The sequence below is a fragment of the Micromonospora sp. CPCC 206171 genome (genome assembly GCF_036906755.1).
Taxonomy (GTDB): Bacteria; Actinomycetota; Actinomycetes; order Mycobacteriales; family Micromonosporaceae; genus Micromonospora; species Micromonospora purpureochromogenes.
Window position 1 is genome coordinate 1 of record NZ_JBAKHT010000025.1, and the last position, 11519, is coordinate 11519.

At 71.5% G+C, this 11519-nt stretch carries 9 protein-coding genes; 7 read left to right on the forward strand and 2 right to left on the reverse strand.

The features are described from left to right. Window positions 1-313: 313 nt before the first annotated feature. Window positions 314-874, reverse strand: a complete 561-nt coding sequence (locus V6U89_RS23995) for an NADPH-dependent FMN reductase (RefSeq protein ID WP_088963056.1) — start codon at window positions 872-874, stop codon at window positions 314-316. Window positions 875-1011: 137 nt separating this feature from the next. Between V6U89_RS23995 and V6U89_RS24000 the strand changes: the two genes are divergently transcribed. The 4 genes from V6U89_RS24000 (at window position 1012) to V6U89_RS24015 (ending at window position 7231) form a co-directional block, all read left to right on the forward strand. After that, window positions 1012-1476 (forward strand): MarR family winged helix-turn-helix transcriptional regulator, encoded by a 465-nt coding sequence (locus V6U89_RS24000; RefSeq protein ID WP_334573669.1) that lies wholly within the window; start codon window positions 1012-1014, stop codon window positions 1474-1476. Between the two features lie 154 nt (window positions 1477-1630). Next, window positions 1631-5188 (forward strand): glycosyltransferase, encoded by a 3558-nt coding sequence (locus tag V6U89_RS24005; RefSeq protein ID WP_334573672.1) that lies wholly within the window; start codon window positions 1631-1633, stop codon window positions 5186-5188. A gap of 298 nt (window positions 5189-5486) precedes the next feature. Next, window positions 5487-6254, forward strand: coding sequence for a DUF1223 domain-containing protein (locus V6U89_RS24010; protein WP_334573674.1), 768 nt, complete (start codon window positions 5487-5489; stop codon window positions 6252-6254). A gap of 14 nt (window positions 6255-6268) precedes the next feature. Further along, window positions 6269-7231 carry an alpha/beta fold hydrolase gene (locus tag V6U89_RS24015; protein WP_334573676.1) on the forward strand — a complete coding sequence of 321 codons (963 nt, stop codon included), beginning with the start codon at window positions 6269-6271 and terminating at the stop codon, window positions 7229-7231. Window positions 7232-7252: 21 nt separating this feature from the next. On the opposite strand, the gene V6U89_RS24020 is transcribed toward V6U89_RS24015, so the two are convergent. Then, entirely contained in the window at window positions 7253-8443 is a 1191-nt protein-coding gene (locus V6U89_RS24020; RefSeq protein ID WP_334573678.1) for an MFS transporter, read from the reverse strand. Between the two features lie 540 nt (window positions 8444-8983). On the opposite strand from V6U89_RS24020, the gene V6U89_RS24025 reads away from it, so the two are divergent. The 3 genes from V6U89_RS24025 (at window position 8984) to V6U89_RS24035 (ending at window position 11403) form a co-directional block, all read left to right on the forward strand. After that, complete coding sequence (locus tag V6U89_RS24025) at window positions 8984-9535, forward strand: DUF5872 domain-containing protein (protein ID WP_334573681.1); 552 nt, start codon at window positions 8984-8986, stop codon at window positions 9533-9535. 123 nt (window positions 9536-9658) lie between these two features. Beyond that, entirely contained in the window at window positions 9659-10033 is a 375-nt protein-coding gene (locus V6U89_RS24030; RefSeq protein WP_334573683.1) for a PadR family transcriptional regulator, read from the forward strand. Beyond that, window positions 10030-11403: a permease prefix domain 1-containing protein gene (locus V6U89_RS24035; RefSeq protein ID WP_334573685.1), complete on the forward strand. Its 1374-nt coding sequence runs from the start codon at window positions 10030-10032 to the stop codon at window positions 11401-11403. Before V6U89_RS24030 ends, V6U89_RS24035 begins: the two co-directional genes overlap by 4 nt. The last annotated feature ends 116 nt before the right edge of the window (window positions 11404-11519 follow it).

The window sequence follows — 11519 nt, forward strand, 5'->3', positions numbered from 1 at the left end:
CGCCGCCGGCTCCAAGATCCGCCACCCGGATTACCCGTTCAAGGCTGCATGACGGGGCACTAGCTCGCCGGGGTCGCGGCAGAGGCCCTTCGGTGCGGCCGGCGCTCGTTCTCCGGCGCAGCCTGCGAGGCGCACCGGGGGCCGCCCCGACCGTCGTCCGGCTCGGCGCGGCCTTTCCCGGCGGGCACCAGCGAAAGACGACGCGGTCCCGCCGATCCGACCTCGAGGGGAGGCGGACCGGCGGGACCGGCGGCTTCGACAGGTCGCCGCGGGGCAGGCCCACGGCGATCGCCGGCTCAGGGTGCCGACGCGGTCAGCGGGTGCGCAGCGGGGCGAGCGCGGTGCTCCAGGCCACGACCTGGTCCAGCGTGGTGGTGAGCGCGTCCTGCTGGAACTGGCTCGGCTTGAAGACGCTGAAGTTCTCGAAGTCGGTGAAGAGCGACAGCGCCACCTGCGCGCGCACGTCGGCCATCTGGAGCTCGCCGGCGATCAGGCGGAGGTGCTCCACGGCCCGGGTGCCGCCGGCGGAGCCGTAGCTGACGAAGCCGACGGCCTTGTTGTTCCACTCGGCGTAGAGGAAGTCGATGGCGTTCTTGAGGGCACCCGAGGTGGAGTGGTTGTACTCGGGGGTGACCATCACGAACCCGTCGAACGACGCGATGGTGTTGGCCCAGCGGATCGTGTGCGGCTGGGTGTACTGGCCCATCGCCGGCGGGTACGCCTCGTCGAGGTGCGGCAGCTGGTGGTCGAGCAGATCGACGAGCTCGAACTCCGCGTCGGAGCGCTGCTTGGCGACCTCGAGGACCCAGCGGGCGACGGCTTCTCCGTTACGCCCCGGGCGGGTGCTGCCGAGGATGATTCCGATCCTGGTCATGGCTGCTGCCTTTCAGAAGTCCTTGCCTGGCATCGTGAAGGCTAGCCACTGCTTGCTTGGTCAAGCAATTACTTGGCCCGTGCCGACCGTCACAGCGCCGGCGACGATTGTTCGGTCAAGCAACTAGAATGAGCGGCATGTCCGGTAGCTCCGCCACACCGCTGCGACCTCTCAACCCCGACGAGGAGGCGCTGGTCCGCGCCCTGGGCCAGCTGATCTACGTCCTGCCCCGGGCGATCGACGCCGACATGGTCGGCGCACACCAACTGCCCTTCACCGAGTACAACGCCCTGCGGATCCTCTCCGAGGCGCCGGACCGGCGATTGCGGATGAACGAACTCGCCGCCGCCTGCCAACTCTCCCTCAGCGGGATGAGCCGCACGATCAGCCGCCTGGAGACCCAGGGCCTGGTCGAGCGGGTCCGGAGCGGGGAGGACGCGCGGGGCTGGAACGCCGTCCTCACCGATGCCGGCTTCGCCCGCCTGGAGCAGTCCTGGCCGAGTCACCTGGCCGCCGTGCGGCGCCGGTTCCTGAACCACTTCGAGGGCTTCGACCTCGCCCGGTTGGCCAGCGCCTTCCAGCGGGTCGGCACGGCCGACTGAGCCGCCTCGACGTCGCGATCCGCTGGGGCCGAGGTACACCGAGCCGCCACCGGCTCCCTCCCGGTCTCTCGACCGGGTCGAGCCGCATCCGGAGAATGGTCGATACTTCGGGTGGCAGACACAACACCGCGTCGTCATGGGGTATCAAGGAGCAGTGGCAGCCGAGCAGGGCCCCGTGGCCATCTCCGATCTGGTCGGCGCCGAACGCCGGGCGGTGGCGGAAGAGCTCTGGCAGAAGTGGCGGTTCGAGGGCCGCGGCGCTGCGCTGCTGTTCGGGTTCGCCGGTGTCGGCAAGTCGGACCAGGTCGTCCGACCACTGCGGAACTGGGCGGCGAGCCAGTCCATTCCCACTGCCTGGGTCGACGTGCCCGTGGGGACAGCCGACGTGGCGACGACGATCGGTGGCCGCATCCTGGAGGAGTTGAGGGACGGGGGTCACGCGGGGCTGGCCGCCACGGTGTCGGCCGACGCCCCCCTCGCCGACATCCTCCGCTCGCTGCTGGCGGCGGGCGCGCTCATCGTCATCGACGAGTTCCAGCGGCTGCTCGACCCGCAGGGCACACCGTCGGCGGCCATGGCGCGGATGCTGGAGCAGCTCGCCCGGCGCCCGACCGACCGGGGCTGCCTGCTGCTGGTGTCGAACCGGCACCTCGACTGGACCTGGACCGAGCATTTCCACGTCACCGAGCTGCTGCCGCCCGACGACGCCGACGCCATCACGATCGTCCTCGACCACCTCGGCGCGCAGCAGGCCGACGCCCGCTTTCCGCACCACCGGCGGCCGGAGGTCGTGCGCCGCCTCGGACGGAACCCGAGAGTGCTGCGGCTGCTCGGCTACCTGCTCAAGTCACATCTGTTGGACGGGCTGTTGCCACCGAGCGGCAGTGCTCCCGAGGAACCCTTCGACTCCAAGCTCGTCGAGGAGATCGAACGGACACTGCTGGCCAAGGCCGCCGAGGGCCTGCCGGAGTCCACCCGCACCTTCCTGCGCGACATGTCGGTGATCCGCGACTGGGCCGACTGGGACCTCATCGAGGCGATGGGCGGCGGCCGGGGCGAGGTCCGGGAGCTGGTACGCGGCGCCCAGGAGCGGTACCTCCTGCAGGCCCGCACCCAGACCGACCGGCCGGGAGGCGGTTCCGCCGGGCGGTACCAGGTGCATCCGCTGCTCCGTGAGGCGGACGGCGTCCAGCTGCGACGGGATGCGGCCGCCTGGCGGGCCGCCCACGGTCGCGCCGGCGACTGGTACGCCCGGAAGCTGCAGGCCGCCGGACGGACGGCGGTCCACGACCGGACCCTCCTGCTCGGCCTGGACGGCGCGGCGTACCACTACACCGCGGCCGACGCGGACGAGGCCCTGCTGACGGCGATCGAGCCGGCCAGGCGCTACCTCGGTCAGCGCTACGGGTGGATGTCGGTGCGGGTGAACACCGTCGGGGAACGAGACGCCCGCATCGCCCTGCTGGAGCTGTACAACAGCCGGTGGGGCACCGCGGGCACCCACTACCACCTGGCGATGCTCCTGCGTGATCGCGGCCGTCCGGAGGACCTCTCCCGAGCGGTCCCCGAGGCGGAGTCGGCCGCCCTGGACCAGGACCACGCCGACCCCTGGGTGTTGTGGGCCAAGCTCGTCCGGGCGGTGGACGGCACCGAGGCGGCGATCGCGGTGGCCCGCAAGGCCACCGCGCACGTCGCGCCGACCAAGAGCCTCTTCTCGGTGTACCAGCAACTCGGCGGGTACCTCAACGAACGGCGGCGTACCGGGGAAGCCATCGCGGCGCTGCGCCAAGGGGTAAACAGGGCCCGCGGCAACACCGAGCGACTGGCCGCGCTGGCCGCCCAGTACGCGGCCGGTGCGCCCACCGACGACCTGCTCGAAGGGGTGGTCGCCTGGTTGCGGGAGAAGCCGGAACTCGAGGTCCAGTACCGGTTGGCGCAGGTCTACCTGCTGGAGCGCGGGCAGCGCTGGCATCAGGCGCTGGCGCTCCTCGCCGACGGCCGGCGGCTGAGCCCGAGATACATCAACTTCTCCGTGCACGAGGCGTTGTGCCACCTCGCGCTGGGCGACGCCGTCCGGGCCCAGGAGGCCGTCGACAACTACCCCGCCCAGAAGGGCTTCTCCACCTCGTCCGCCTCCACCTGGTGCGCGGCCTTCGTCGCCCTCGAACTCGGCCGGACCTCGGACGCGTCGGAACTGGTCCGGACCTATCTCGGCAGCGACGTCGCCGCCTCCACCCCGGACGAGATCCGCGCGCTGTTGCTGCACAGTTGGGACACCAGCGTCGGCCGCCTGGACTTCACCTCCCCGCCCTCGTTGGTGTTTCCGATCCTGCCGCCCGCCCTCAGCGGCCTGTCGACCGTCGCCATCAGGCCGCAGTACGGCGACCCCGTCCTGCCCCGGAGGCAGCCGGGCGGTGCTGGAGCGACCCGTGACGGCCGCCCGCACGTCCTCGCACTGGCCACCGAGTGGTCCTCCTCGCTCGGCGGCCTGAGCACCTTCAACCGGCAGTTGTGCGGCTCGCTGACCGCGCACGCGCGGGTGACGTGCGTGGTGTTGCGGGCCACCGACGAGGAACGGCGGGACGCCACCTCGGCGGGCGTCACGCTGATCGAGGCGCCGGAGGCGCCCGGCGCCTCGGACGTCGACCGACTGTCCCGCCGGCCGCCACTTCCCGAGGGCGACGCTCCCGACGTGATCATCGGGCACGGCCGGTGGACCGGCCCGGCCGCCCACCACCTGGGCGACGACTTCCCGCACGCCAAGCGCCTGCACTTCCTGCACGTCATCCCCGACGACATCGAGCGCTACAAGGCGGACCGGGGGGTCGACGCGGGAGTGCTCGCCGAGGAACGGCAGGAGGTCGAGCTGGCGCTCAGCGCCGAGGCCGACCACGCCGTGGCGGTGGGACCGCGGATGTACTACTGGTTCCTGCGGGACCTGGAGGCTCGCGGCGTCGACCCGACGCGGTTGATCCGCTTCGACCCCGGCTTCGACCTGGGCGTCGGATCTCCCCGCCAACCACCACAGGGCCGGCCCTGGACGGTGCTCCTCGTCGGCCGGACGGAGGACGACCGACTCAAGGGCCTCGACCTGGCGGCGCGTGCCTTCAACGCGGCGCGACGCCGGCGCGGTGCCGGCACTCCCCGCGTCGAACTCCTCGTCCGCGGCGCTCCGCCCGAGACGTGCTCCACGCTGGAGGACCGGATGCGCGCCTGGGCGCAGGACGCGTCGCTGCCGGTGCGGGTGCGCCCGTACTCGACCAGCGCGGAGCGGCTGGCCGCCGACCTGCGCGCGGCCAGCCTGCTCCTCATGCCCTCCCGGGCCGAGGGTTTCGGTCTTGTGGCGGTGGAGGCCATCCTCGCCGGCACGCCGGTGCTGGTGAGCAGCGAGAGCGGTCTGGGCGAGCTGCTGGAGGAGCGGCTCGGGCCGGAGGAGGCGGCCCGGATCGTGGTACCGACGACGGGTGACGACGAGCGCGACGTTGAGAACTGGAGCAACGCCATCGACGGCGCGCTGCGCAACCGGGAGGCGGAGTTCCCCGGCATCGCCGACCTTCGCGCCCGGCTGGCCAGCGAACTGACCTGGTCCACGGCGACCGCCACCCTGCTGGACCGCGTCCTGCACACCACCCACACCGCGCACACCGGGCCGCCGGCGCCCCGGTCACCCGAGGATGCGCCGGACGAGCGGCCGGTGGCACCGCGCGCCTGACCGCGAGGAGCCGGACCTCAGGTCCGGAGGGCCGCGCCACACCGGCCGTCCCGAAGGTCAGGGTCACCCCGGGAAGGTCCGCGCACGTCGTGGCGACGAGCGCAGTGTCCGCAGTTTCTGAAATCAGTAGAGGTTCGGCGTCGCCGCCCTCGCCACCGTCATGATCGCATCCCGACCCGAGCCGTCGCGGCCATAACCACGCCCGCCGGACCCGCCGTGGAGCGGCGAGCGAGCGGGCATGGTCGCGGCCGGATCGGGAATCGCAGGGCGGCCAGCAGGACGACGGAGGAGACGCGCCATGACGGACCCATCGCGCACCGGGTCGAACAGTGCCCGGCCACAGTCCTCGCCGCAGGACCGGGACGTCGCGCCGGCCGGCGGATTCGCCGTCGTGGAGATGTTCACCTCCCAGGGCTGCAACAGCTGTCCACCGGCGGAGGAACTGCTGACCGAGATCGAACGCGAGGCCCGACAGGAGGGGCAGCCCGTCTACGCCCTCGGATTCCACGTCGACTACTGGGACGACCTGGGCTGGCCCGACCCGTTCGCCGACGGGGCGTACACCGCGCGGCAGGGGGCGTACGCGCGCGCCTTCGGCTCCGGGGGGTTGTACACCCCGCAGATGATCGTGAACGGCACCGTCGAGTTCGTCGGCTCCGACCGCCGACGGGCGGCGACCGCGATCGCCGCCGCCCTCACGGAGGCGGCTACCACCCCACTCGCGCTCTCGATCGAGGACACCGCCGGGGGCGACGGGCACCGGGTGGTGGTGGACTACCGGACCGAACGGCCGCCGCCGCGGGCGGTGTTGAACGTGGCGGTCGTGGAACGCGGCCTGGAGAACCACGTCCCCCGGGGTGAGAACGCGGGGCGGACGCTGCGGCAGGACAACGTGGTGCGCGCCTTCACGTCGGTGGGCCTGGACGCCCCGAGCGGCCGGGTCGAGCTGGCGGTGCCGCCGGACCTCGATCCCGGACATGCCTCGCTGGTCGGCTATGTGCAGCGCCACGGCAACAAGGCGATCGTGGGCGCCACGGCCGTCGAGGTCGCTGTCACGCCCGGATGAGAAGGAGACCGATCATGAGCTCGTCCTCCACCCAGTACCCCGTTCCCGAGGGCCCCGGCTCCATCGCGCAGGCGCCACAGCTTCCGGCGGGGTTCACCGACACGTTCGGCGGCCGGTACGTGGACGCCGACGGGGTACGCCTGCACGCGGTCATCGGCGGCGACGGACCGCCGCTGCTGCTGGTGCACGGCTGGCCGGAGAACTGGTACGCCTGGCGCCTGCTGATGCCGACGCTGGCCCGGGACTTCCAGGTCATCGCGGTCGACCAGCGGGGAATGGGGCTCTCCGAGAAGCCCGCGGACGGGTACGACACCGGCACCCAGGCCAACGACCTGGTCGCGCTGATGGACGCACTCGGCCACCAGCGGTTCGCCGTCATCGGCCACGACACCGGATTCGCGATCAGTTACGCGCTCGCCGCGGACCACCCGGACCGGGTCGACCGCGCGGTCCTCGCCGAGATCCCCGGGTCCCCGGGTACGGCCCCCTCACCGCCCCTGTTCGTCCCCGGGCCGCTCAACGACCGGCTCTGGCACCTCAGCTTCAACCGGCTCGACAGGGTGAACGAACAACTCGTCCAGGGACGGGAGGACGTCTTCTTCCGCTGGGAGTTCGAGGCGGCCGCCAGGAAGCTCCCCGACGAGGTGATCAACTACTACGTCGGCCTGCTCTCCCAGCCCGACGCACTGCGCGGCAGCTTCGGCTGGTACCGGGCGCTCGACAAGATCATCGAACAGGACCAGCAGCGCAGGACCAGGAAATTGACCATGCCCGTCCTGGCCATCGGCGGAGCGGCGAGCTTCGGGGATCACGTCCCGCACAACGTGCAGCTGGTCGCGGACGACGTGCAGAGCCTGGTCATTCCGGGCGCCGGCCACTTCGTCGCCGAGGAGGCGCCCGACGAGATGCTGGCGGCGCTGACCGCGTTCCTGGCCCCGTACCGCGACGGACGGGCGGCGGGCGGCGCCAGGGCCTAGCGCCACGGTTGCCGCCGTGGGTCATCGGCCGGCCGGCGACCTGGCGGCCCTGCGCAGCCCGAGCAGCGCGACCAGGGCGAGCACGATGACGGCGACGGCGTACCCCTCGGCCGTCCGGAGCAGGCCGCCGTGGACCACCAGGAAGCCGGCGATGACGGTGGGCAGGCCGAAGCCGACATAGCAGACGATGTAGAGCAGGGAGAGTACGCTGGCGCGTTCGTGCGCCTCGACCAGCGGCACGACCGTCTTGAGGCTGCCCTGGAATCCGGCACCGAAGCCGACGCCGCCGAACGCGAGCCCGACGAAGAATCCGACGACGGACTCGGCGGTGACCGACACCAGCGTGATGATCATGCCCAGGATGAGTGCGCTGATCCCGGTGAGCATCACCGTCCGCGCGGAGGCGTTGCGCAGCAGCAGGATGGCGATGGTCCCGAAGACGGCGAAGACGAAGACGACCAGGCCGCCGGCCACGATCGAGCTCTCCATGAGGGCGCGCGTGAGCGCCGGACCGAGCGCGCCGAAGAAGCCGGCCAGCGCCCAGACGGAGAAGACCACCGGCGCGACGACGAGTACCGGCGCGCGTACGGCGCGGGGCAGTCTGATCTCCGGTCGGAGACTCTGCAGCGCTCCCCTCATCGGCGTGACCGTCTCCCCCATCAGCACCACCCCGACGCCCTGGATCAGCAGGACGACGAGCAGGACGACGTACACCAGCCGGGTCGGCGCGGGGAAGAACTGGATGAGCAGCGCCGAGAGCAGGGCACCGGTACCGGTCCCGACGCCGGGGGCGATCGAGTTCGCGAGCGTACCGCGTGCGGGGTTGATGTCGAGCATGGCGGCCCCGACGGCGCCGGTGGCGGCGCCGGCCGCGAGCCCCTGTACGACGCGGGCGGCCACCAGCGTGGGGACGCCGCTGGCGAAGACGAAGATGACCAGCGCGATCATCTGGATCGCGATCGTGACCAGCAGGACCGGCCGCCGCCCGACGTGGTCGGAGAGCTTGCCGAACGTGAGCAGGGACGCCAGCACCGCGAGGGCGTAGACGGCGAACACCACCGTGGTGGTGATCGGCGAGAAGTGCCAGCGCTCCTGATAGATCCCGTAGAGCGGGGTCGGCGCCGCCGAGGCGGCCAGGAACGACACCAGGATCGAGGCGAGCAGAAGCAGGGCGACACCCGGCGAGATCCGCCCCTGTCCGGCGTTCTGCATAGACGTGCTCCTCAGGTGAGCTACGAGCGGCGGTCCGGCGCGGTCGATCCGGCCGCATTCCCGCTGAAAGGCCGCAGCGGAGTACCCCGTGCGCCGCGTCGCACGCGAGGTGAATGGCGCACCTCTTCAGCCTCGGCCGAGGCATCCCGGGTCGTCGGCCGGTGGCGACACCGCTCGACCTGACGGGCGCTCTTCCGGTCCCGGTGGCGGAGCCCTCCGTCCGGTCGGCCCGTCCGGGGCAGCCGGACGATCGAGGCGGTGCCGGTAACCGGCGCGGACCGCCGGTGACGTCGCGGCCCAGGCGCTGACCGCATCGCGGTTCGAGGATGTCACGGCCCCCGGAAAATAGACGAACGTGCAAAGCCGTCGACCGAACGCATCGGCATCTCCGACGGCTGGTCCGCGTCTCCACCTGCATCGAGGACACCCCCGACCTGGTGGACGACGTCCTCGCGGCGTTGGACAAGGCAGCCGATCCGGGTCGGCCGGGCGGTGGCCCGCAGAGCGCATAGGCCCGATCACCTCGGGAAAGTGCTGCCTATGGCCAGGTACACGAAGCCCGAGCTGAGGAACCAGATCAAGGAAGAGCTGCAGGCTTCCGACAAGGGCGGCAGGCCGGGGCAGTGGTCGGCGCGCAAGTCGCAGCTGCTCACCAAGGAGTACCAGAAGCGGGGCGGAGGCTATCAGGGCCCGAAGGATGAGCGGCAGAAGTCCCTGCAGCGTTGGGGCGCCGAGGAGTGGCAGACCCGCAACGGCGCCACCCGGGCCCGCAAGGGCGGCGAAACCAAGCGTTACCTGCCCAAGCATGCCTGGGAACGACTCTCGGCGGACGAGCAGCGCGCAACGGACACCAAGAAGCGCGAGGCGTCCAGGTCCGGCCGGCAGTTCGTCCCCAACACCGCGCCCGCCAGACGCGCGCGCAGGGAGGCCACCTCGGTCGACCGGCTGTCGGAGGTGACGGTCGCCGAGGCGGCCGGGCTGGTCCGTGGTCTCGACACCGACGAGCTCAAGGCGGCGCTGAAGCAGGAACGCGCCGGCAAGAACCGCAAGACGCTCGTCCAACGGCTGCAGTCGGAACTCAAGCGCCGCTGACCCTGGGCGGGCGCCGCACCACATCGGCGATATCGCGTACGGCGAGAGCCACCCCCGGGATCCGTTGCGCGGCCGCCATACCTAGAACTACTATGCATTGCAGTTCTAGGGTTAGGTGGTCACATGCACATCACCAAGGATCTCGTCGCAGCCTCGGCGACCCCGCTCGTGCTGGGAATCCTCGCCGAGGGCGACAGCTACGGCTACGCGATCCTCAAGCAGGTCAACGAGTTGTCGGGCGGGCAGCTGGAGTGGACCGACGGTCTGCTCTACCCGTTGCTGCACCGCCTGGAGCGATTGGGGCACGTCGAGTCGGCCTGGGAGACCCCACCCGGGGGCCGCCGCCGCAAGTACTACCGCATCACCGACCAGGGCCGGGCCGAGCTCGCCGAGCAGCGCCGCCAGTGGGCCGCCGTCGTCGACGCCCTGCGGGGCGTCTGGAACGCCACCCAGTCCATCACGCCGATCGTGGCACCGGCCTGGGAGGCGGGACGATGAGCGTCAACAGCGACAACGATCTGGAGGGCCAGATCGCCGAGTGGCGGGCCTACACGCAGCGCCGCCGGGAGCTGCACCACACCGATGCCGAGGAGTTGGAAGACCACCTGCGCAGCCGGATCACCGAGCTGACCGAGGCCGGCCTGCGCGCCGACGAGGCCTTCCTCATCGCCGTCAAGCGAATGGGCAGCCTCGACGAGCTGTCGCGGGAGTTCGCCCGCGAGCATTCCGAGCGGCTGTGGAAGCAGCTCGTACTGCCTGGGGAGCCGGACACCCCCGCCGCGGCCCGTACCCGGCGGGAACTGCCCGTCATGGTGCTCTGCGCGGCCGTCGCGGCGCTCTCGATCAAGGTGCCGGCCCTGTTCGGCCTCGACCTGGCCTCGGGCGACCACGGCGCCTTCTACGCGCGGAACGTCAGCCTGTTCGCGCTGCCGGCGCTGGCCGCCTACTTCGCCTGGCAACGCCGGGTCGGCCCGCGCGTCATCGGGGTGCTCGCGGCGCTGTTCGCGCTCGGCGCGGTCGCGGCGAACGCGTACCCGCTGGCGGACGACTCGCAGACCCTGGTGCTGACGGCGATCCACCTGCCGCTCGCGCTGTGGCTGGTGGTCGGCGTCGCCTACGCGGGCGGCGACTGGCGCTCGGACCGGCGGCGGATGGACTTCATCCGGTTCACCGGGGAATGGCTGATCTACTTCGCCCTCATCGGACTGGGTGGCGGCGTGCTCGCCGCCTTCACGGCGGGCACCTTCAACGCCATCGGCCTCGACGCCGAGGGATTCATCCAGTCGTGGCTGATGCCGTGCGGCGCCACCGCCGCGGTCATCGTGGCGGCCTGGCTGGTGGAGGCCAAGCAGAGCGTCATCGAGAACATGGCGCCGGTGCTGACCCGCGTCTTCACGCCGCTGTTCGCGGCCGCCCTGCTGGCCTTCCTGGTCGCCATCGTCTGGACCAGCAACGGCATCGACGTCGAGCGGGACGCGCTCATCCTCTTCGACCTGCTGCTGGTCGTCGTGCTGGGCCTGCTGTTGTACGCCATCTCCGCCCGTGACCTCACGGCCCGGGCCGGTCTCTTCGACCGCCTGCAGCTCGCGCTCGTCGTCAGCGCCCTGGCCATCGACGCCCTGGTGCTGCTGGCCATCACCGGCCGGATCACCGAATGGGGCTTCAGTCCGAACAAGACCGCCGCGCTGGGCGAGAACGTCATCCTGCTCACCAACCTGGCATGGTCGGCCTGGCTGTTCCTCGGCTTCGTCCGTGGCCGCATGCCCTTCGCCCGCCTGGAACGGTGGCAGACCCGGTACGTGATCGTGTACGCGGTCTGGGCCTGGACGGTCGTCCTCGCCTTCCCGCTCGTGTTCGACTTCGCCTGAGCCGGATCCGGCCCGCTCGACCCCGTCCGGGTGCCCGGACGGGGTCGAGCGTCTCCGCCGACGTGCCGCACCCGCGGAATGGACGGCTGCCCCGCCGCTACCCGGCGGGACGGCCA